The 20435-nt window shown below is 74.4% G+C and carries 15 protein-coding genes and 1 pseudogene; 9 read left to right on the top strand and 7 right to left on the bottom strand.

Annotated elements, in window-relative coordinates; all coding sequences use genetic code 11:
- Positions 1 to 125 precede the first annotated feature (125 nt).
- Positions 126 to 878: a peptidoglycan-binding protein gene (locus tag ACFY0I_RS09470; RefSeq protein ID WP_388892470.1), complete on the top strand. Its 753-nt coding sequence runs from the start codon at positions 126 to 128 to the stop codon at positions 876 to 878.
- A 115-nt stretch (positions 879 to 993) separates the two neighbouring features.
- Here ACFY0I_RS09470 and ACFY0I_RS09475 read toward each other — a convergent pair.
- Positions 994 to 1367, bottom strand: a pseudogene (locus ACFY0I_RS09475) (alpha/beta hydrolase).
- Between ACFY0I_RS09475 and ACFY0I_RS09480 the strand changes: the two are divergent.
- Positions 1323 to 1556, top strand: a complete 234-nt coding sequence (locus tag ACFY0I_RS09480; RefSeq protein ID WP_388892826.1) for a hypothetical protein — start codon at positions 1323 to 1325, stop codon at positions 1554 to 1556. The pseudogene ACFY0I_RS09475 and the gene ACFY0I_RS09480 sit on opposite strands and share 45 nt — an antisense overlap.
- A gap of 181 nt (positions 1557 to 1737) precedes the next feature.
- Here the strand turns inward: ACFY0I_RS09480 and ACFY0I_RS09485 are convergent, their stop codons facing one another.
- Positions 1738 to 2388, bottom strand: a complete 651-nt coding sequence (locus tag ACFY0I_RS09485; RefSeq protein WP_388892472.1) for an HAD family hydrolase — start codon at positions 2386 to 2388, stop codon at positions 1738 to 1740.
- Positions 2389 to 2447: 59 nt separating this feature from the next.
- The gene (locus ACFY0I_RS09490) at positions 2448 to 3191 is read right to left on the bottom strand and encodes an SDR family NAD(P)-dependent oxidoreductase (protein WP_388892474.1); all 744 of its coding nucleotides are present in this window, start codon (positions 3189 to 3191) and stop codon (positions 2448 to 2450) included.
- Positions 3192 to 3410: 219 nt separating this feature from the next.
- On the opposite strand from ACFY0I_RS09490, the gene ACFY0I_RS09495 reads away from it, so the two are divergent.
- Both ACFY0I_RS09495 and ACFY0I_RS09500 read left to right on the top strand, forming a co-directional pair.
- The gene (locus ACFY0I_RS09495) at positions 3411 to 4487 is read left to right on the top strand and encodes an RNA ligase (ATP) (RefSeq protein WP_388892476.1); all 1077 of its coding nucleotides are present in this window, start codon (positions 3411 to 3413) and stop codon (positions 4485 to 4487) included.
- A gap of 323 nt (positions 4488 to 4810) precedes the next feature.
- Positions 4811 to 6787, top strand: coding sequence for an ATP-binding cassette domain-containing protein (locus tag ACFY0I_RS09500; protein WP_388892478.1), 1977 nt, complete (start codon positions 4811 to 4813; stop codon positions 6785 to 6787).
- A gap of 83 nt (positions 6788 to 6870) precedes the next feature.
- Here ACFY0I_RS09500 and ACFY0I_RS09505 read toward each other — a convergent pair whose 3' ends face one another.
- Together ACFY0I_RS09505 and ACFY0I_RS09510 are read right to left on the bottom strand one after the other, a co-directional pair.
- Positions 6871 to 7659 carry an SDR family NAD(P)-dependent oxidoreductase gene (locus ACFY0I_RS09505; protein ID WP_388892480.1) on the bottom strand — a complete coding sequence of 263 codons (789 nt, stop codon included), beginning with the start codon at positions 7657 to 7659 and terminating at the stop codon, positions 6871 to 6873.
- 174 nt (positions 7660 to 7833) lie between these two features.
- A complete protein-coding gene (locus ACFY0I_RS09510) occupies positions 7834 to 8472 on the bottom strand; it encodes a TetR/AcrR family transcriptional regulator (protein WP_388892482.1) in 639 nt (212 codons plus the stop codon).
- Between the two features lie 90 nt (positions 8473 to 8562).
- On the opposite strand from ACFY0I_RS09510, the gene ACFY0I_RS09515 reads away from it, so the two are divergent.
- The 3 genes from ACFY0I_RS09515 to ACFY0I_RS09525 all read left to right on the top strand — a co-directional run bounded on the left by ACFY0I_RS09515 (position 8563) and on the right by ACFY0I_RS09525 (position 12641).
- Positions 8563 to 9351 carry an SDR family NAD(P)-dependent oxidoreductase gene (locus ACFY0I_RS09515; protein WP_388892484.1) on the top strand — a complete coding sequence of 263 codons (789 nt, stop codon included), beginning with the start codon at positions 8563 to 8565 and terminating at the stop codon, positions 9349 to 9351.
- Positions 9352 to 9469: 118 nt separating this feature from the next.
- On the top strand, positions 9470 to 11641 hold the full coding sequence (locus ACFY0I_RS09520) for a SpoIIE family protein phosphatase (protein ID WP_388892486.1): 2172 nt from the start codon (positions 9470 to 9472) through the stop codon (positions 11639 to 11641).
- A 262-nt stretch (positions 11642 to 11903) separates the two neighbouring features.
- The gene (locus ACFY0I_RS09525; protein WP_388892488.1) at positions 11904 to 12641 is read left to right on the top strand and encodes an SDR family oxidoreductase; all 738 of its coding nucleotides are present in this window, start codon (positions 11904 to 11906) and stop codon (positions 12639 to 12641) included.
- Between the two features lie 94 nt (positions 12642 to 12735).
- Here ACFY0I_RS09525 and ACFY0I_RS09530 read toward each other — a convergent pair whose 3' ends face one another.
- On the bottom strand, positions 12736 to 14559 hold the full coding sequence (locus ACFY0I_RS09530; RefSeq protein WP_388892490.1) for a CocE/NonD family hydrolase C-terminal non-catalytic domain-containing protein: 1824 nt from the start codon (positions 14557 to 14559) through the stop codon (positions 12736 to 12738).
- Between the two features lie 395 nt (positions 14560 to 14954).
- On the opposite strand from ACFY0I_RS09530, the gene ACFY0I_RS09535 reads away from it, so the two are divergent.
- Positions 14955 to 17510 carry a glycoside hydrolase family 3 C-terminal domain-containing protein gene (locus ACFY0I_RS09535; RefSeq protein ID WP_388892492.1) on the top strand — a complete coding sequence of 852 codons (2556 nt, stop codon included), beginning with the start codon at positions 14955 to 14957 and terminating at the stop codon, positions 17508 to 17510.
- A 23-nt stretch (positions 17511 to 17533) separates the two neighbouring features.
- Positions 17534 to 18625, top strand: coding sequence for a LacI family DNA-binding transcriptional regulator (locus ACFY0I_RS09540; protein WP_388892494.1), 1092 nt, complete (start codon positions 17534 to 17536; stop codon positions 18623 to 18625).
- A gap of 246 nt (positions 18626 to 18871) precedes the next feature.
- Here the strand turns inward: ACFY0I_RS09540 and ACFY0I_RS09545 are convergent, their stop codons facing one another.
- Positions 18872 to 20296, bottom strand: a complete 1425-nt coding sequence (locus tag ACFY0I_RS09545; RefSeq protein ID WP_388892496.1) for an ROK family protein — start codon at positions 20294 to 20296, stop codon at positions 18872 to 18874.
- Between the last annotated feature and the right edge of the window lie 139 nt (positions 20297 to 20435).

A 20435-nucleotide genomic window follows, 5' to 3' on the forward strand; every position in this document is an offset into this window, starting at 1 on the left:
ACCGCCGCGCCGACCCCCGTCCTCCTTCTCCTCCCTTCCCCCGCTGCCGGGGCAACCGCCCGGGCAACGCCCCGGCGGGCCCCCGTCGGCCCGTCGGCAAGACGCCCCCCAGTCCGGAGACCAGCGTGTCGCACCACACCGAGGAGAGCGGGACCGTTCCCGACGACCGCCTCCTCGTACGCCCGTACGTCACCCCGCCCGCGCACCCCGCCCCCTTCACGACCCCCGCCTGGCCGCTCGGCCCGTCGGCGGTCGCGGTACGGGCGCCGGCCCCGGCGGCGGGCGCCCCGGCGGCTCCCGCGTCCCCCCTCGAGGGGCGGCGCGGGAGCCGCCGGCCGCTGGTGGTGCTCGCGTTGCTCGCGCTCGCCGCCGCGGGCACCCTCGTCGTGCTGCTCCGTTCCCCCGAACCGGAGCCCGCACGGGCCGTCCCGCCGCCGGAGCTGTCCGTACCCGTACTGCCGGCCCGCAGCCCGGGCACCGACGACACCACCGATCCGCACACCCCCGCCGGGACCGCTCCTTCCCGATCCGCGTCCGGAACCCCCACCCCCGCCACCACCCCGGTCGGATCCCCGACGCCGACGCCGACGCCGCCCGCGCCGACGCCCACCCCGACCCCTACGACGCCCCCGACGCCGCCCGCCCCGGCGGCGAAGCCGTCGCCCGCGACCTCCGGCACTCTGCGCCCGGGCGACCGGGGGGGCGACGTGCGGCACCTTCAGGAACGGCTCCACGGGCAGGGGTTCACGTACGTCTCGACGACCGGCGTCTACGACGCGCAGACCGAACGCGGCGTGGCCCAGTTGCAGCGGGACCGCAGCATCAAGGGCGACCCGTACGGTGTCTACGGCCCGGCGACCCGCGCGGCCTTCGGCTGACCGCCGCCGGCCGGTCCTACGCGGCCGGTGCGGTCGCCCCGGTGCCGCACAGGGCTTGGCGGTGCAGCGCCGACAGGGGGGCCGGTGGGGCGGGGGAGCGGCCGGGGACCGGGGCTCAGTCGGTCAGGGCGCGGCGCAGGACGGCGCCGAGTTCGGCGTTCTGCCGCTGGGAGACGTCGGCGGACAGGATCGCCTGCGAGCCGTGGAAGGTGCCGGGCCACTGGTGGACCTCCACCGACACGCCCGCCTGGAGCAGGCGCAGCGCGTGGGTGAGGCCCTCGTCCCGGTCCGGGTCGACGCCGAGGTCGGCCGCGTGCTCGACGGCCCAGGACAGTACCGCGCAGGCGTCGTCCAGGGCGGCCGGGAAGGGGTGTTCGGGGGCGAGCGGTAGTCGACCGAGATCACGACGGCCCCGGAGCCGGCGGCGATCCGACCGGCCCACGGGTGCTCGGTGTCCAGGTCGCCCAGGAGGAATCCGCCGCCGTGCATCCGGACGACGGCGCCCCGGGCCCGGCGCGGGCGGTGGATCCGCACCCGCACCGGCGGATCGGCGGGCACCGTACGGTCCTCGACGTCCATGTCCGCGAGGTCCGCCGCGGGTACGGCCGCGGCCGGTTCGGCGAAGTTCTTGCGCGCGGCCACCGGATCGGTGAGGTCGGTGCGCGGGAACAGCGGTAGGAACGCTTCGAGTTCGGGGTCCATGGCGACCATCCTCACGGGGCCGCCGGCCCCGCGTCGCCCGCCGTCCGTCGGGCATCGGCCGCCGCGCACGCGCCGAACGGCGCCCGCTCGCCGGGAGCACCCCGGCGCGGTCGCCGGCGCCGGCGCGGTGGGCGCCGGCCGCGCGGCGACGCGGTGGTCATTGCTGGGCGATGAGGCCCGGCAGGTCGCGCATGTCGTCGAAGACGACGGTGCCGGGGCCCTCGAGCTGCTCGGCCCGGGTCAGCCCGCCGGCGTAGCCGAAGGAGCGCATGCCCGCGGCGCGGGCCGCGAGGACACCCGGCCGACTGTCCTCGACGACCACGCACGCGGCGGGGTCGACGCCCATCCGCTGCGCCGCGTACAGGAACAGGTCCGGGGCCGGCTTGCCGCGGGACACCTCGGAGGCGCTGTGGATGCGGCCGGCGAACCGGTCGTGGAGGCCGGTGCGGCCCAGGGTGTGGCGCATCTTCTCGTGGGACCCGCTGGAGGCGACGCACATCGGCAGGGTGATCGCGTCGAGCGCCTCGGGCAACCCCTCGACGGGGGCCAACGCCGTGTCCACGGCCTCCCGGTGGAGCTGCTCGAACCGGTCCCACCACAGGGTGGACGTCTCCTCGCCGAGCCGTGCGGCGACCTGCTCGCGGATGGAGACGCCGGAACGGCCGATGAACCGGTCGATGACCTCTTCCTCGGTCAGCGGCCAACCGAGTTCCGCTCCCAGAGCGACCTGGACGCGTACGGCGATGCGTTCGCTGTCGACCAGCACTCCGTCGCAGTCGAATATCACGAGTTCAATGGGCTTGATCATCCCCGCAGCATAGGGCTGCCCGATCACTCGTGGTCGGGCCCCTGGGCTCCGACCACCGGTCATCTGCCGCCGGCCACCCGCAGGACGGCGCCCGTCGTGTACGAGGCGTCCTCGGACAGCAGCCAGGCGATGGCCCCGGCGATCTCGTCGGGCCGGCCGGCCCGGCCCAGCGGGATGTCGGCGGCGGCTCTGGCGGGCCGGTCGGGGTCGCCCATCGTCGCGTGCATGTCGGTCTCGATGATGCCCGGCGACACCGCGTTGACCCGGATCCGATCCGGGCCGAGTTCCTTGGACAGGCCGATGGTGAGGGTGTCGACGGCGGCCTTGGTGGCCGCGTAGTGGACGTAGTCGCCGGGCCCGCCCAGGGTCGCCGCCGCCGAGGACACGTTGACGATGGAGCCGCCCCCGCCGTTCGCCATGTCCCGTGCGGCCCGGCGGCAGCAGAGCAGGTATCCGAGGAGGTTCACCTCCACCACGCGCCGCAGGTCCTCCGTCCGGGTGTCCACGAGACGGCCCAGGGGCCCGGTCACCCCGGCGTTGTTCACCAGGCCCGTGACCGAACCCAGTTCGGCGCCCGCGATGTCGAAGAGCCGTTCCACGGCGCACTCCTCGGATACGTCCCCGCGCACCGTCACGCACCGTGCTCCCGCCGCCCGTACGCGCTCGGCCGTGGCCTGCGCGGCGGCCTCGTCGCGGGCGTACCCGAGCACCAGATCGTGGCCTGCGCCCGCGAGCCGCAGACAGGTCGCCGCACCGATGCCTCGGCTGCCTCCGGTGACGACCGTGACGGGACGACGTGTCATGCGAACCTCCTGTGCGAGCCGTGCGGAGCCGCGAGCCCCGGGGGCGCGCAGGCTAACACCCGGATATCCGCTGGACCAGCGGAAATGGTGGCGCGGAGAGTGGTGCGGCGGGAGGGAAGAGCGCGTCCCGACCCGATGTCACCGACCGACCTGCCCGCTCCCGCCCTGCCCATCCCCATGCCCATGCCCCGCCCAGATCCGGAACCGAGGAGCCGCTCCATGTCCACCTTGCGCGTCACCGTCGAAGAGCTGACCGTCCACGACCACCCGAACGCCGATGCGCTGGAACTCGCCCAAGTGGGCCTCTACCGTGCGGTCGTCGCCAAGGGCGCCTACCGGACCGGCGACTTCGCCCTGTACATACCCGAACAATCGGTGTTGCCCGCCGAGTTGATCGAGGAGTTGGGCCTGACCGGGCGGCTCGCCGGGAGCTCCGCCGACCGGGTCAAGGCGGTCCGGTTGCGGGGCGAACTCTCGCAGGGGCTGGTGTGCCGCCCCCGCGCGCTGGACGGCGTGGACCTCGACGCGGCCGCGAAGGAAGGCACCGACTTCGCCGAGCTGTTGGGCGTCGTCAAGTGGTCGCCGCCCGTGCCCACGACGATGGACGGTGACGTGGACGCGGCGCCCGACCTGCTCCCGTGGGTGGACATCGAGAACCTCCAGCGCTACCCGCAGATCTTCGAGCCGGGCGAGACCGTGGTCCTGACCGAGAAACTCCACGGCACGGCCTGCCTGTTGACCTACGTGGTCGAGGGGGAGCGGGTCATCGTGTCCTCCAAGGGCTTCGGCTCGAAGGGGCTCGCGTTGAAGGAGGACGGGCGCAACCTGTACTGGCGCGCCGTACGTGGTCACGACGTGCCGGAGGTCGCGGCCCGGCTGGCCGAGCGGCTCGGGGCGACCCGGGTCGGCGTCTTCGCGGAGGTCTACGGCACCGGCGTGCAGGACCTGCCGTACGGGGCCCGGGCCAACGCCGCCGACGCGCCGCCCGGCTACGCCGTTTACGACGTGTCGGCGGAGATCGACGGGCAGGTGCGCTGGCTGGATCCGGCGCAGGTGCTGGAGGAGGGCGAACTGCCTCTGGTCCCCAGGCTCTTCGAAGGGCCCTACGCCCCGGAGACCGTGCTGGAGCTGGCCTCCGGCCGGGAGACCGTCTCGGGTCGGAACCTGCACCTGCGCGAGGGCGTCGTCATCCGCCCCGTACCGGAGCGCTACAGCCCGGTGGTCGGCGGCAGGGCCATCGCGAAGGTGATCAGCCCCGGCTACCTGACCCGCAAGGGCGGTACGGAGTTCGAGTGAGGAGGTCGGCGCCCCCGGCGGCCGGTCGCAAGTGGTTTCCGGGACGGGGACCCACGGAGCGACCGGTTCCGGCCAACCTCCGGGGTCGGGCGGCCCGGCGGCACGGCGGGGCCCGGATGTGATCAGCGGCAGCGCCAAGGGGGTCGTCGCGGCGAGGTCGGCCAGATCCCGCTGCTCCGGCCGGCGGCCTGCGCTGTACTCACTCCTCCAGTTCCCGCGACCGCGCAACCGCCCCTCCACACCACCGTGGACCCGGGCTTCCCCGGCATGCGCGCGGTCGCCCGAACCGGGCTCCACTGCACGCCAGTTGAAGGAGATCGGGCATGTCCGAGCAGCAGGCCGCGAAAGAGAAGTCCGCCGTACCACCCCAGCCGGTACCACCCCGACCGGTCCCACCCGTCGCCGTGCCCCCGGCGCCCGCGCCCCAGGGCTCCGCGCCCGCCGCCGTCGCCTCCGCCCCCGCCCCGCCGGAGTTCACGTACACCTGGGGCCGGCACAGCGGCACCATGGAGGCCCTGTCGCTCGGGCAGATGGCCCGCCGCGTCCCCTCGGCCCTGCGGCAGACCGCGCGGCTCGCGCTCGCCGTCAACCGCACCGCCTTCCACGTCCTCGTCGTCGCCCAGGTCCTCGGCGGGATCTGCACGGCGGCGGCCCTCGCCGCGATCTCCCGGGCGATGGTCCCGCTCCTCGCCGGCGACGGCGTTCAGGAACGGATCGCCACCGCCGCCCGACCGCTGGCACTCGCCGCCGCGATGACCGCGCTCGGCGCCCTGGCCTCGATCACCGCGGGCAGCGCGGCCCGTCGTCTCAACCCCGGCATGGCCACCCTCGCCGACCTCGCCATGGTCGACGCCCACATGGACGTCGAACTCGCCGCCTACGACGCCCCCGACTTCACCGAGCGCTCCGAGGCCGCCGAGACCGGCTCCGCCCGCTCCGCCATGCTGCTCCAGGACGCGCTCGGCTTCACCGGGGGCCTGATCGACATGCTCGCCGTCGCGTCCGTCCTGGCCGTCGTCCATCCCGTGCTGCTGCCGCTGCTGCTGCTGTCCGTGGTGCCCCGCGGCCTCGGCTCGGTGCACGCCGCCCGCCTCGACTACCGCCTCCACAACCAGACCATCGCCTCCCGCAACATCAAGCACATGATGCGCTGGCACCTGACCACCCCGAAGCTCGCCGACGAGCTGCGCGGCAACGGCATGCGGCCGTACGCCCACCACTGGTACGCGGCCGTCTGCGAACGCATCGACTCCAGGATGGTCGCCTCCGCTCCCCAGTACCTCACCGTGTACCTGGCCGCCGCCGCCGCGTCCGGGGTGTTCGTCGTCGCGACGTACGGGGCCCTCGCCGGGCTCGTCGTCGGCGGGTACATGGCGATCGCGGCGGCCGGCACGGCGATCGTCGCCATGCGCACCTCCACCGCGGCGCTGTCCCAACTCGTCGTCTACGGTGCGGCCATGTTCCAGCACGCCCTCTACCTCGGCGACTACACCGCCTTCGTGCGGGAGGCCGCCGAGAAGTCCGGCCCGCGGGGGCCGCAGGTGATGGCCGACGCCCCGCAGGAGATCCGGCTCGAAGAGGCCGGCTACACCTACCCCGGCAAGGACAGGCCCGCGCTCGGCCCGATCACCCTCACCCTGTCGCGCGGGGAGGTCGTCGCCGTCATCGGGGAGAACGGCGCCGGGAAGTCCACCCTGATCCGGCTGCTGACCTCGTTGACGGCGCCGACGTCCGGCCGCGTCACCTGGGACGGCGTCCCGACCTCGGACGCCGACCAGCGCACCGCCTGGCGGCACGTCGGCCTCGTGACCCAGTCGTACGGGCACTGGCCCTTCTCGGCCCGGGAGAACATCACCCTCGGCCGGCCCGACCCGCGCGGCGAGGCGGCCGTCTGGGACGCCCTGGACGCCGTCGGCATGCGCTCCCAGGTCGAGGAGTTCCCCGACGGCCTCGACACCCTGCTGGCCCGCTCGCTGTGGGGCGGCCACGAACCCTCGGGCGGTCAGTGGCAACGCCTCGCCTGCGGCCGGGCGTTCCACCGCAAGCCCGGCCTGCTGGTCATGGACGAGCCGACCTCGGCCATGGACCCGCGCGGTGAGCACATGGTCTTCTCGGGCCTGCGCGACATGAAGGACGATCGGATCACGGTGATCGTCACGCACCGGATGGAGAACTGCCGACTCGCCGACCGGATCGTCGTCCTCGACGCCGGCCGCATCGCCGAGCAGGGGACGTACGAGGAGCTCGTACGCCTGAACGGCTCCTTCGCGGAACTCCTACGACTCTCCCAGGACCGGTAGCCGGCCGACCCCCGGGCCCCCGGGGGCGGACGCGCCCGCCCCCGAGGGTCCCGTACGCGCACCCCCCGCGCCGCGTTCAGCCGCTACGGGAGGACCGAGTCCACGTACCCACCGTCCACCCGCAGCGCGCCGCCGGTGGTGGCGGACGCGTACGGAGAGGCCAGGTAGACCACCATGTGCGCGATCTCCTCCGGCTCGATCAGGCGTTGGATCAGCGACTGCGGCCGGTGCAGGCGCATGAACTCGCGCTGCGCCTCGTCCCAGGGGAGGTTCCGGTCGACCAGTTCGTACACGAAGTCCTCGACGCCGCCGGTGTGCGTCGGGCCCGCGATCACCGAGTTCACGGTCACCCCGGTACCGGCGGCCTCCTTGGCGAACCCGCGCGCCACGGCGAGCAGGGCCGTCTTGGACATTCCGTAGTGGATCATCTCGGCCGGGATGACGACGGCCGAGTCGCTGGCGATGTTCTGGACGCGCCCCCAACCGCGTTCGATCATGCCCGGCAGGTAGTGCCGGGTCATGCGGACGGCCGTCAGGACGTTCACGTCGAAGTAGCGCCGCCACTCCTCGTCGGGGATCTCCAGCGCGGACTGCGCGCCGAAGATCCCGAGGTTGTTGACGAGGACGTCGGCGTGCGGCACCGCGTCGAAGACGGCCCGGGCCCCGTCCTCCGTCGAGATGTCACCCGGGGCGGCGACGAACTCACCGCCCCGCTCGGACAGGCGCGCCACCGCCTCGTCCACGGACTTCCGGCTGCGACCGTTGACCGCCACCCGGGCGCCCGCGCCGGCCAGCCCGGACGCGACGGCCGCGCCGATTCCCTGCGTCGATCCGGTGACCAGTGCGGTCCTGCCGGAGAGGTCGATGAGCACGCCTGTACCTGCCTTGCCTGCGGTGGTGCGCGATGGTGCCCGCGGTCGTGCGCGCTCGCGCGCGGAGGTGCCTGCCGGGGAGCGGCTTCCGTTGCCGCCACCCCCTACCGACTTCCCCGTCGTGCCGGATTCATCACCTCTGAGAGGATCCGTCCTGTGAACCCGCGTTCCCGATCAGCCGGCCGGTCGCAGGCCTGCCAGGAGGACGTCGAGGGCCAGATCCGTCGCCTCGGACAGCGGGGTGTCGTCGAGGAGGGCGGCGACGGCGAGCGTCGCGAGTCCGTGCACGGTCGAGAACGCGACCTGGGCGAGCCGTACGGGATCACCCGTACGGACTCCTCCCGCGCGCTGCCCCTCCTCCAGCAGTCGGGCGACGATCAGCAGGCTCTCCCGACCGAGTTCCCGGAGCTCCTCGCTGGAACCCTCGGCGTGCTTGACGGTGAACATCAGGTCCAGCAGGGCTGTGTGCCCGACGGCGAAGTCCACGTAGGCACGGCCCAGTTCGGTCATGCGCGCCCCGATCGGGCGGGGTGCGCCGGGGTCGGCGGCCGTGCTCATGCGCGCGTTGAGGGTGGTGAAGCCGCTGACGGCGAGCGCGTCCATGAGGGCTTGGCGGTCGCGGAAGTGGCGGGAGGGCGCCGCGTGGCTCACGCCGAGGTCGCGGGCCAGGCCGCGCAGGCTCAGGCCCTCCGCCCCGGACTCGATGAGGACGGCCTCCGCCCGTTCCAGCAGGGCGGCCCTGAGATTGCCGTGGTGGTACGACCCGTCGGCGGCCAAGACGGTCTCCCCTCGCTCGGTGGTGCGTTCTCCCAATGAGCCAATGTTGTCATTGACTACAATGATGCCGATGCCTACATTGAGTATGACGCACCCCTTCCACGGACCTGAACCGGAGAAACCGACATGTCGATGACCTACAGGGGCACGGTGGCCCTCGTCACCGGGGCGAGCGCGGGACTCGGTGTCGAGTTCGCCCGCCAATGGGCCGAGCGGGGCGCCGACCTGGTGCTGGTCGCCCGGCGCCTGGACCGGCTCGAAGAACTCGCGCGGGACCTGGAGAAGCGCTACGGCATCCGGGCCACACCCCTCGCCGCCGACCTGGCCCTGCCCGGTGCGGGCGCCGCGCTGCACGCGGAGCTCGAAGCCCGCGGGATCCGGGTCCACACGCTGATAAACAACGCCGGCTTCGGCAGTCACGGCGCCCTGCTGGAGCAGGATCCGGCGGAGGTCGACCGGATGATCCAGCTGAACGTCGCCGCGGTGGCCGGCCTGACCCGCGCCTTCCTGCCCGACCTGGTGGCCGACGGCCGGGGCGCCCTGATCACCCTCGCCAGCGTCGCGGCCTACCAGCCGACCCCGGCGATGGCGGTCTACGGAGCGACGAAGGCGTTCGTGCTCAGCTTCACCGAAGCCGTCGCGTACGAGACCCGCCGCTCCCGGCTGCGCGTCCTCGCCGTTTCCCCGGGACCGACGAGCACCGAGTTCTTCGACGTGGTCGGCAGTCGGGACGCCATGGTCGGCAAGGTCGCCACCGCTGAGCAGGTCGTCACCACCGCCCGCCGCGCCCTGGAGCGCGGCACGACCCCGGCGAGCGTGGTCGCGGGCCTCGGCAACCGGCTGTCCGCCATCGCCTCCGGGCTCGCACCCCGCCGCCTCGCCCTCACCGTCGCCGGCCGGGCCCTGAAGGCCTGAACCTCGCAGGCGGTCGCCGGGCGGGGAACCGGGCTCCGGCCGGCCGGTCCCGCCCCCGCACGGGGCGGCCGGAACGCTCCGGCACACCGACTCCGAGCCCATGGGAGACCATGGGAAGGTGCCGGAAGAACCTGCCGGCCCCGACGATCCGGCGGCCGGGCGACCCCTGGAGACGGCCCTGCACGCCGTGGTCCGCGCCACGGGCGCGTCCACCGGCATGCTCTACCTGGCCGAACCCACCGGACGGGTCCTCCACCTCGCCCTGACCTGCGGAGTCGCCCGCGACTTCGCGGCCCCCTGGTCGCGGGTGTGGCTCGACGACCGGATCCCCGTCGCCGACGCGGTCCGCGACGGGCGGCTCGTATGGCTCGGTGGACGCGAGGAAACGGCCCGCCGCTACCCGCGCCTCGCCCTCGTCCTGCCCTACGCCTTCACCCTGGCCGCCGCCCGGATCCCGACCCCGACCGCCGGAGCGCCCGTGGGTGAGCCCCCGCCGGCCGGGCTGGTGCTGCTGTGGCCCGGTTCGCACCCCCCGCGCCTCGACCCGGGAGAACGGGACGCCATCGAGGCCGGTTGCGGGAGCCTCGCGCGGATCCTGCGGGAAGCGGCCGAAGCCGGCAGCCCGATCACCCCCGCCGCCCAGCCCGTGATCATGAAACCACCGCCCCCGCCGACCCCCGGGCCGGTGGAGGCGGCGGCCGGACTGGCCTTCGTACGCCGCCTCCCCGGCGGCAGCTGCGCCCTCGACCTCAACGGGAAGATCACCTTCCTCACCGCCGATGCCGCCGCCCTGCTCGGAGCCCCGACAGCCGACCTCATCGGAACCCTCCCCTGGGAGGCGCTGCCCTGGATGGACACCCCGGTGATCGAGGACCACTACCGGGCCGCCGTCATCAGCCGCATGCCCCGCACCTTCCTCGCCGTACGCCCGCCCGACCGGACCCTGCGCTTCGAGCTGTACCCGGACGGCTCGGGCATCAGCGTCCGGATCACCGCAGTGGTCGCGCGGGAGACGCTCGCCCCGGACACCGCCGCCGACGAGGAACACCTGCCGAGCCGCGCCACGGCCCTCTACCAACTCATGCACCTGGCTGCCACCCTCACCGAGGCGGCGCACGCCCAGGACGTCGTCGACCAGGCCGCCGACCAACTCGTCCCCGCCTTCGGCGCGCAGGCCATGGCGCTGCTCGTCGTCGACGAGCAGCGGCTGCGCATCGTCGGCCACCGCGGCTACAGCGACGAACTGATGGCCCGCTTCGACGGCGAACCCATGGCCTCCGGTACGGCGACCACCCGTGTGCTGCGCACCGGCAGCGCCCTCTTCTACGCCACCCCCGACGAACTGCTGGCCGCGTACCCGGCCGCGGTCACCCAGGACGGCATGTCGGCCTGGGCCTTCCTCCCGCTGATCGCGTCGGGTCGCCCGGTGGGCTCGCTCGTCGTCGCGTACCGGCACCCGCACCCCTTCGTCCCCGGGGAACGCGCCGTCCTCACCGCGCTGGCCGGCCTGATCGCCCAGGCCCTGGACCGGGCGCGACTGTACGACTCCACGCGCCGGCTCGCGCGCAGCCTGCAGACCAACCTGCTGCCGCACACCCTGCCCCGCGTCCCCGGTCTGGACGTGGCCGCCCGCTACCTGCCCGCCGCCCACGGCCTCGACGTCGGCGGGGACTTCTACGACCTCATCCGCGTCGACGGCACCACCGTGGCCGCCACCATCGGTGACGTCCAAGGGCACAACGTGAACGCCGCCGCGCTCATGGGACAGGTCCGCACCGCCGTCCACGCGACCGCCGGGGCACCTCCGGGCGAGGTCCTCGCCCGTACCAACCGGCTCCTCACCGACCTCGACCCGGGACTGTTCACGAGCTGCCTGTACGTCCAGATCGACCTCGCCCGCCACACGGCCTGCCTGGCCACCGCCGGCCACCCGCCGCCCCTCCTCCAGCGCCCCACCGGACCCGCCCGCACCCTGGACCTGCGCCCGGGCCTCCTCCTCGGCATCGATCCCGACGCCGTCTACGACAGCACCGAGATCCCGTTCCCGCCCGGCACGCTCCTGGCGCTCTACACGGACGGGCTGGTCGAAACCCCGGGACGCGACCTCGACACCTGCATCCGCGAAGCCGCGGCCCACCTCTCGCCGGCGCAGCCGGTCGGCGCACTCGCCGACGCGCTCGTCGCCCACGCCCAGCACACGGCCCCGCGCACGGACGACATCGCCCTGCTGCTGCTCCGGCGCACGGACACGCCGGAGTCGGCGCGCGAGCGCGCGGGCCGGGCGGGGTAGGGGGCCGCGGCCGGTCCGGCTCGCCCGGCCGGTCGCCGTTCCCCGTTCCCCGGTTCCCCGTTCCCCGGTTCCCCGTCCCCCGGTCCCGGTTCCACCCGTCGCGTCGCGGTCCTGGGGCCGGCGTTCCGTACGGACCCCGCCGGCGGACCTCGACGCACCCGCACGCGCCTGGCCGTGTTGCCGGGGGAGACGTCGTGTAATGGATCATCCGGGTTCGCGGCGACGGCAGGGCGTCGCACTCGGCTCACGGAAGGACACGTGCATGAAGGTCACGGTCATCGGCGGTACCGGACTGATCGGCTCCCAACTCGTCACCGCGCTCCGTGCGGCCGGCCACGACGTGGTGCCGGCCGCCCCGTCGACGGGGGTCGACCTGCTCACCGGCGTCGGCCTCGACGAGGTCATCGAGGGCGCGGACACGGTGGTGAACGTGAGCAATTCCCCCACCTTCGACGAGGCCTCCCCGGCCTTCTTCCGCACCACCGTGGGGAACCTGCTGGCGGCCGGCGAGCGCGCGGGCGTCCGCCACCAGGTGGCCCTGTCCATCGTCGGCGTCGACCGGGTCCCGCAACTGGACTACTACCGCGCCAAGACCCTTCAGGAGGAGCTGCTGCGCGGTGGTCCCACGCCCTACTCGATCGTGCGCGCCACCCAGTTCTTCGAGTTCATGGACGCGGTCATGTCCTGGACCGCCGACGACCGGACCGTACGGTTGCCCGCCACCCCGGTGCAGCCCATCGCGACGGCCGACGTGGTCGCGGCCCTCGCCGACGTGACCACCGGCCCGCCGCTGAACGGCATCCTCGACGTGGCCGGCCCCGACGTCTTCCCCCTCGACGAACTCGGCCGCCTCACCCTCGCGGTCCGGCAGGACGCCCGCACCGTGGTCACCGACGAGCGGGCCGGCATGTTCGCCGCCGTCGAGGGCGACGTCCTCACCGCCGGCCCCGACGCCCGCCCGGCGCCGACCCGCTACGAGGACTGGCTGCGCACCGGGTGAGGTCGGCGCCGGCGCCGCGGCGCCGCGACGCCGACCGGGGTCGACGCCGCGGCGCGGTGGCGGGCCGCGGTGCCCCGGATCCGGGGCCGGGGTGTCAGCCCAGGGGCAGGGCCAGGTGGGCGGGGTTGCCCCCGTCGGAGGTGATCGTGGTGGTGCTGCCCTCGACGCCCGCGTCGGAGTAGAGCGGGTCCTTGCCGGTGATGACGAGCATGAGCCGGTGGTCGGCGGCCAGGTCGTAGCCGGCGGCCTGGAGCCGCCAGGTGACGTCCACGTCCTGATCGGGGGTCAGGTCCGGCAGGGTGAGGGGTTCGTGCGTGATGATGCGGGCGGTGTCGTCCGGGGCGAGGTCGAAGAGCAGGGCGACCAGGGTCGCGGAGCCGGCCGTGCTGCGGACGGTCAGGGCGAGTTCGGGAACGCCGCGGATCCGACGGGCGGATTCGAGGGGCGCGCCGGCCCAGACGGCGAGGTGCCGGCGGTCGAACTTGCCGGTGGGGTAGGTCTTCGGGTTGCCCTTCCACTCGGCCTGACCGGTGGTGATGGGGGCGTCGACCGCGACGGCCTCGGTGGCCTCACCGGCGGTGAACTCACGCTGCCAGCCGCTCTCCGGCTCCGCGCCGAGTCCGCCGTCGCGGCTGCCCGGGGCGACGGCGGTCAGGTACCAGCGCTCCGTGGAGGTGGTGACCTCGGCCCAGGACGGCTTCGTCTCGCGGACGGCGGGCTCGGTGATCACGTCCTTCCCGGTCTCCGGGTCGGTACTGGTCCGGTACGTGAACATGATCTGGGTGCTGACCGCGGGCCAGTCGGGTACGCCGTTGTCGGTCCCGAGCAGGTGGTGGTCGAGCCAGGCGAAGGCCTCTTCGACGGGCGCGTTCGGTCCGCTGAACGGGATGGTCAGCCCGGCGCCCTCGGGTGCGGCGTGGTCACCGATCCACAGGTTCAGCCGCTTGGGCACGGTCAGGCGATCGAAGTGCTCGATGACCTGGTTGGCGGGGAAGAGCGTCTCGTGCCAGGTGTTGGAGAAGAACGTGGGGACGCCGCGCGCGTTGGTCGCCGCGACGTACTCCGACGGCGCCCGCACCGTGCCCCAGGCGGCCACCCCCTCAAGATTTCGGCCGGCGTCGAAGTCCGCCAGGATCTGCTGCGTCGCCGCGTCGAACTTCCGCTCGACCGGACCGCCGGTGAAGCCGACCAGGGCCTTCACCGCTGCCAGGTGCCGGGTGTCGTGCTGGTACAGGCTGGTCGCGAGGTTGCCCCAGGTGCTGAGCGCGACGACCGCGGCGACGCGTCCGGCGGGGTCGTGCGCCGCGACGAGCTGGCTGATGCCGGAGCCGTACGACTCGCCCAGGAACGCGATCGCACTCGGTTCGAAGTACCGCTCGGCGTAGTCGATGACGCTGGAGCCGTCCGCCCAGTCCGCGGGGCCGGCCACGTCGATCGTGCCCTCGGAGGTGAACGGACCGTCCACGTACCCGCCGCCCGGAAGGCCCACCGTGGTGCCGATGCCGCGCGGGGTGTAGGCGAGCACGTGGTAGCCGCGGAGCGCCAGTTGGAGGTAGGCGTACTCGAACAGGGCCCAGCCCAGGGGTGTCCAGCCCGAGGGCACGATCACCACGGGCCGGGGCTCCGCGGTGTTGAGCTTGATGGTGTGGGCCGAAAGTCGTACCCCGTCCAGGGCGGAGGTGATCCGGGGGAACCCGATGGTCGCCCTCTGCCGTACCCGCTCGATCAGTTGCTGTGGATCGGGGGGCAACAGGGAGATCTCGGCCGAGCCGTTGAGCGTGGCGACCAGGGCCTCGGCCAGGTTGGTGGCGGTCGGGTCGAGCGCGGTGGGGGAGGCGTAGACGCCGTCCTGGGCGATGCGGTTCAACTGCGCTGCGGTGACCGCGCCGATCGCGCCGTCCTCCTGTGGATGGCTCACGAAACCGTCCTCTCGTCGTGCCGGTCCAGTGGGGTGGTGTTCCGCATCGTTCCAGCTCAGAAGGGTGCATCGGCAGCGCTTAACTGGACATACCAGATGGTTTCGGAATCAACTGGTTGCCACCCTGACGGGTGGTTTGGGATCGACTCCGTACCGCTTCTCGCAGGCGATGGTCATCTGTGGGAACTCGTTGGGCGGGGGCGGTCGGAAACGCTCGGAACCGACAGGCTTGGAATCACCGGTGACCGGATGGTCGGCCGGTCGGCCGGGTGCGGATGACGTGCGGTGAACGCCCCTTCGTGCCGCGTCCGTTGACAGCGCCGCCGGCTGCTCGGGATCATGCGGGAGAGCGCTCTCCCATCGGCGATCGGCGACAGGCGTGAAGAGGTCGGTACATGAGTGGCAGTGACGCGGAACGACTCGTCGACGGACTGGACCTGCGTCGGCGGGTCCGGCTCCTCACCGGCTCGGACACCTGGCGCACCTCCCCCGAACCGGCCATCGGCCTCGCGGAGATGGTGTTCTCCGACGGCCCGGTCGGGGTGCGCGGACCGGGCTGGGACGAAACCCTCCCCTCGGCCCTGTTGCCCTGCCCGAGTGCGCTCGGGGCGCTGTGGGACGAGGAGCGCGTCCACCGCCTCGGCCGGCTCCTGGGGGACGAGGCCCGCCGCAAGGGGGTCCACGTCCTCCTCGCGCCCAACCTGAACCTGCACCGCAGCCCCCTCGCCGGGCGGCACTTCGAGTGCTTCTCCGAGGATCCGCTGCTCACCGGCCGGATCGGGGCCGCCCTGATCGCGGGCGTCCAATCCAGGGGGGTCGCGGCGGCCGCGAAGCACTACGTCGCCAACGATTCCGAGACGGAGCGGCTGACCCTGGACGCCAGGCTCGACGAACGGGTCCTGCGCGAGCTGTACCTGCCGCCCTTCGAGGCCGCCGTACGGGCCGGGGTCTGGCTGGTGATGTCCGCGTACAACAGGGTGAACGGGACGACCATGAGCGAGAGTTCCCTCCTCGCCGAGCCCCTCAAGGGCGAGTGGGGCTTCGACGGCGTGGTCGTCTCCGACTGGGGCGCCGTCCGCTCGACCGCGGCTTCGGCGGTGTCCGCGCAGGACCTGGCCATGCCCGGTCCCGACGGGCCGTGGGGAGAGGCGCTGGCGGTCGCCGTCGAGGACGGCCGGGTGCCGGCCGAGGCCGTCGCGGACAAGGTGCGCCGGCTCCTGCGGCTGGCCGCCCGCGTCGGCGCCCTGAGGGAGGCGTCCTTGGAGGGCGGCGGCGGGGGAGGGGCGACGGCGGGGCGGGCCGGGCCGGGCGCGGACCTCGACCTCCCCGACGCCTCCGATGCCGACGCCCCCGACACCTGCGACGTCCCCGATGCCGACGCCCCCGGGAGTGGCACAGGTGTCGATGGCGCCGACCGGCGGCGCCGCCTGTTGCGCGAGAGCGCTGCCGCGAGCTTCGTGCTGCTGGAGAACCGGGCCGGCGGGCTGCCGCTCGACGCCGCCGGGCTGGGCAGCCTTGCCGTGATCGGGGTGCACGCCACCGAGCCCCGGGTGCAGGGTGGCGGGAGCTCCGAGGTCTTCCCGGTCGGGGTGGTCACCCCCCTGGCCGGGCTGCGGGAAGCCCTGCCGGACCGGGTGCGGGTGGTGTACGAGCCGGGGCCGCGGCCCGCCGGAGCCGCCGAGCCCGGGCCGCTGGGAGCCCGGTGCGCCCGCGACCCGGACACCGGGCTGCCCGGCGTGCGGCTGAGGGTGCTCGATGCCGCCGGGGCGGTCCTCCACTCGCAGGCGCAGCCCTCCGGCCGCGTCCTGGAGCCCGGGCTGCCCCCCGGTGCGGCCACCGTCGAACTGGAGGCGGTGCTCCACCCCGATGTGACCGGCCCCTGGACCCTGGGGCTCGGCGGCTTCGGGCAGATGACCCTCCATGTGGACGAAGTCGCCCTGATCAAAGGGGAGTTCCCGCCCGAGACCGACGACCCCGCCGTCGTGCACGTCCGCCCGCCCCAACACACCGCGCGGATCCGCCTCGAAGCCGGCCGGCCGGTCCGGGTCGTGGCCCGCCGCGCGCTGGCCCCCGGGACCGGCCGGGCCACCGTGCTGACCGCCGCGCCGCCCGAGCCCGATCCGGTGCGGGCGCGCGCCGACGCGCTGGGCGCCGCGCGCGCGGCCGACGCCGTCGTGGTGTGCGTCGGCAGCGGCGAGGGCGGGGAATCGGAGGGGCGTGACCGTGACACCCTCGAACTGGACCCCTCTCAGGGGCGGTTCATCGGGGAAATCGCCCGGGCGAATCCTCGTACGATCGTCGTCGTCAACTGCGGCGGGCCGGTCGTGCTCCCGTGGCGGAAGGACCCCGCCGCGGTTCTGCTCACCTGGTTCCCCGGCCAGGAGGGCGGCGCCGCCCTCGCCGACGTGCTCCTCGGCCGCGCCGAGCCCGGCGGCAGGCTCCCCACCACGTGGCCCGACGCCCTCGCCGACGCCCCCGTCCGCACCACCCGGCCCACCCGCGGGGTCCTCCCGTACGAAGAGGGGCTGCACATCGGCCATCGCGGCTGGCTGCGCGCCGACCGGCGGCCCGCGTACTGGTTCGGCCACGGACTCGGCTACACCACCTGGGAGTTCGAACGGATCGGCACGCCCCTGCCGCTGCCCGGGGGCGGGTACGAGGTACCGGTCGAGGTGCGCAACACCGGGAGCCGGCCGGGCCGTGAGGTCGTCCAGGTCCACCTCGCCCGCCCGGGGTCGGCGCTCGAGCGCCCCGTCCGCTGGCTCGCGGGCTGGGCGGCCGTACGGGCGGAGCCGGGGGAACGGGCCACGGCCCGGGTACGGATCCCCGAACGCGCCCTCCAGCACTGGTCGCCGCCCGCCGGCGGCTGGGCGACCGAGCCGGGCCGCTTCACGCTCCTGGCCGGGCGCAGCGCCGGCGACCTCCCGCTGCGGGCGGCCCTCGACGCCTGATCCCGGACGGCTACAGTGCGGCCATGGACACAGGGGGGCGCAGGGGAGCGGGGACCGGGACGGCCCCGACGCTGGAGGACGTGGCCCGCGCGGCGGGCGTGTCCCGGGCGACGGTGTCCCGCGTGGTCAACGGCGTCCGGAACGTCGACCCGGGCATCCAGGACGCGGTCCGGCGGGCCGTCACCGAGACCGGGTACGTCCCGAACCGCGCGGCCCGCTCGCTCGTCACGCGACGCTCGGGCGCGATCGCCCTGGTGGTCTCGGGCGCCGGCACGGACGCCGCCACGGATGGGGACGCGGACGCGGGCGTCGCGACGGAGGGCGCGGCGCCCGGGTTCTTCCAGGACCCGTTCTTCGGACGGGTGGTCACCGGAGTGGTACGCGCCCTGCGGCCGCGCGGGGTGCATCCGGTGCTGATGTTCGCCGACTCCGCACGGGACCGCGCGCAGGTCGTGTCGTACCTGGGGGAGGGCGGCGCGGACGGCGCGCTGCTCGTCACCACCCGCGGCGACGACCCGCTCCCCGGGCTGCTCGCGGCGGCAGGGCTGCCGGCGGTCCTGTTCGCCCGCCCGGTGGCGTCCGCCGCGCCGGCCCTGGACCGGGTGGACCTGCGGCACCACGACGGCGGGGCGCTCGCGGCCCGGCACTTTCTGGAGCGGGGACGCGGACGGCTCGTGGCGATCGGCGGGCCGCAGGACGTGACGGCGAGCCGGGAACGGATCGCCGGGTTCGCGGAGGCCGCGGGCGGGGCCCTCGGAGCGGTCGCGGAGGCCGACTTCACCCTCGACGGGGGCGAGCGGGCGATGCGCCGCCTGCTGGCCGGACGGCCGGACCTGGACGGGGTGTTCGCGGCGAACGACCTCATGGCCCGGGGAGCCTGCCTGGTGCTGCGCGAGCACGGCCGGCGGGTCCCGCAGGACGTGGCCGTGGTCGGCTTCGACGACTCGAGCGCGGCCACGGCGGCGCGGCCGAGGCTGACGACGGTGCGCCAGCCGGTGGAGGACATGGCGGCGGAAATGGTCCGGCTGCTCCTCGACCGCGTCACGGGCGAAGGCCCGCCGGAACCGGCCGAGGTCCTCTTCGCCCCCCGCCTGGTGATCCGCGACTCCTCCTGACCCGCGCACCCCGACCCCCCGACGTTTCCAGGCGCCCGCCCCGACGTTTGACGCGACGCCCCGCCGCCCCCGGCCCGCCGCCCCCCGGATCCGGGCGGGCTCCCGGGCCCCCGCCGGCGCGGCCTGCGGGGGCCCGTACGGTGGGGGCTCGTACGGTGGGCCGCCGGGTGCCGGCCCCGCAGGGGCGGGGCCGTTTCGCCGGTGCCTGCCCGTCGGTGCCTGCCCGTCGGTACCCGCCGCCGGTGCTCAGCCCCGAGCGGGGTGCGTCGCTCCGCGGACCTCCAGGGCGGTCTGCCAGCCCGGCGGCTGCGCCGGGGGCTCCGGCAGGGCGCGGCGGCCGCCCGCCGCGAAGAACGCCGACAGCGGCAGCGTCGCCGCACCCACCGTGACCGCGTCCGGTCCCAGGGATCCCAGGTCGATGGAGACCCGGGCGGCGGGGTGCCGCAGCGAGTAGCGCGTGGCGTGCTCCCGGACCGCGGGAAGGATGTGCGGGCCCAGCAGCAGGCCGGCCCAGCCGCCGATCAGGATCCGCTCCGGCCGGAACAGGTTGATCACGTCCGACAGGCCGGCGCCGAGGTACTCCGCCGTCTCCTCCAGCACGGCCAGGGCGAGCGCGTCCCCCGCAACCGCCGCGTCGAGCAGCGCCGACAGGGCCTCCTCCTCGTCGGCCTCGATGGCCTCGTCGGCTCCGAGCGCCTCGCCGGTCCGACCGGTCCCGATGACCGCGCCGGCTCCGTCGTGCCCCTCACCCGCGACCGACCCGGGACTCCCCGCCGTCCCGCCGCGCCGGATCTCCCCGCCGCCCCGCGGACCCACCCCGCCGCCCCGTTCCGCCCAGCGGGCGAGGACCGACTCCGCCCCGGCGTAAGCCTCCAGGCAGCCCCGCGCCCCGCACCGGCAGCGCCGGCCCCCCACCGACACCGTCAGGTGGCCCCACTCCAGGGCGGTGCCCGAACCGTCGGTGATCAGGCTCGCGCCGACGCCCGACCCGAAGAGGACCACGACGGCCTCCCGCGCGCCCCGACCCGCCCCGAACCACATCTCGGCCTGGCCGAGCGTCCGCGCACCGTTGTCGATGAGGTACGGGACCTCCTCCGGCACGGCCTTCGTCGCGCGGAGCAGCGCCTCCAACGGGACCGCGTCCCAACCGATGGTCTGCCCGTGCACCACCGTCCCGCCGGGGGCCTCGCGGTCGATGATCCCGGGGACACCGACGCCGACGCCCAGCAACCGCTCGGTGCCCACCCCGGCGTCGGCGAGGACGGTGGCGATGCCGGTCCGTACGTGGTCCACGATCGGACCGACGTCGTAGCAGCCGCGCGGCAGCAACGGCATTTCCGTGCGCGCCAGTTCGGTGAGCGTGAGGTCGAACAGCTCGACCCTGACCCGGGTTTCGCCGACATCCACCCCGATCATGTGTGCGCTGCCGGGGGTCACCCGCAGCAGGGTGCGCGGCCGGCCGCCGTCGGAATCGACGATCCCGGCCTCCTCCAGCAGCCCGTCGGCGACGAGCTCGCCGACGACGTTGCTGACCGATCCGGAACTCAGCCCGGTCGCGGGCCCCAGTTCCTGACGGCTCATCGGCCCGCCGAAGTACAACCGCTGCAGCACGGCGCTGCGGTTGCCGCGCCGCAGGTCCCGCACCGTACGTCCGCTACGCCCCGTGGTCATCTGGCCCCTTCCGCCGTGACATGGTTCGCAACATACCCCTGCGCGACCCCTTGACGCGACCCTTTCCCGAGGCTTAACTCACGTCCTAAATTAAGGCCTGTACGCAACAGGTGCAGGCGAGGTTCCGGGCGGACGACAC

The organism is Streptomyces sp. NPDC001568 (assembly GCF_042893755.1).
In the GTDB taxonomy this organism is placed as follows: Bacteria; Actinomycetota; Actinomycetes; order Streptomycetales; family Streptomycetaceae; genus Streptomyces.

Bases quoted from the DNA above. Each gene is read 5' to 3' on its own strand.
- ACFY0I_RS09490 (WP_388892474.1), bottom strand. From the start codon at position 3,191: ATGACACGTCGTCCCGTCACGGTCGTCACCGGAGGCAGCCGAGGCATC.
- ACFY0I_RS09540 (WP_388892494.1), top strand. From the start codon at position 17,534: ATGGACACAGGGGGGCGCAGGGGAGCGGGGACCGGGACGGCCCCGACG.
- ACFY0I_RS09500 (WP_388892478.1), top strand. From the start codon at position 4,811: ATGTCCGAGCAGCAGGCCGCGAAAGAGAAGTCCGCCGTACCACCCCAG.
- ACFY0I_RS09535 (WP_388892492.1), top strand. From the start codon at position 14,955: ATGAGTGGCAGTGACGCGGAACGACTCGTCGACGGACTGGACCTGCGT.
- ACFY0I_RS09545 (WP_388892496.1), bottom strand. From the start codon at position 20,296: ATGACCACGGGGCGTAGCGGACGTACGGTGCGGGACCTGCGGCGCGGC.
- ACFY0I_RS09525 (WP_388892488.1), top strand. From the start codon at position 11,904: ATGAAGGTCACGGTCATCGGCGGTACCGGACTGATCGGCTCCCAACTC.
- ACFY0I_RS09515 (WP_388892484.1), top strand. From the start codon at position 8,563: ATGTCGATGACCTACAGGGGCACGGTGGCCCTCGTCACCGGGGCGAGC.
- ACFY0I_RS09485 (WP_388892472.1), bottom strand. From the start codon at position 2,388: ATGATCAAGCCCATTGAACTCGTGATATTCGACTGCGACGGAGTGCTG.
- ACFY0I_RS09495 (WP_388892476.1), top strand. From the start codon at position 3,411: ATGTCCACCTTGCGCGTCACCGTCGAAGAGCTGACCGTCCACGACCAC.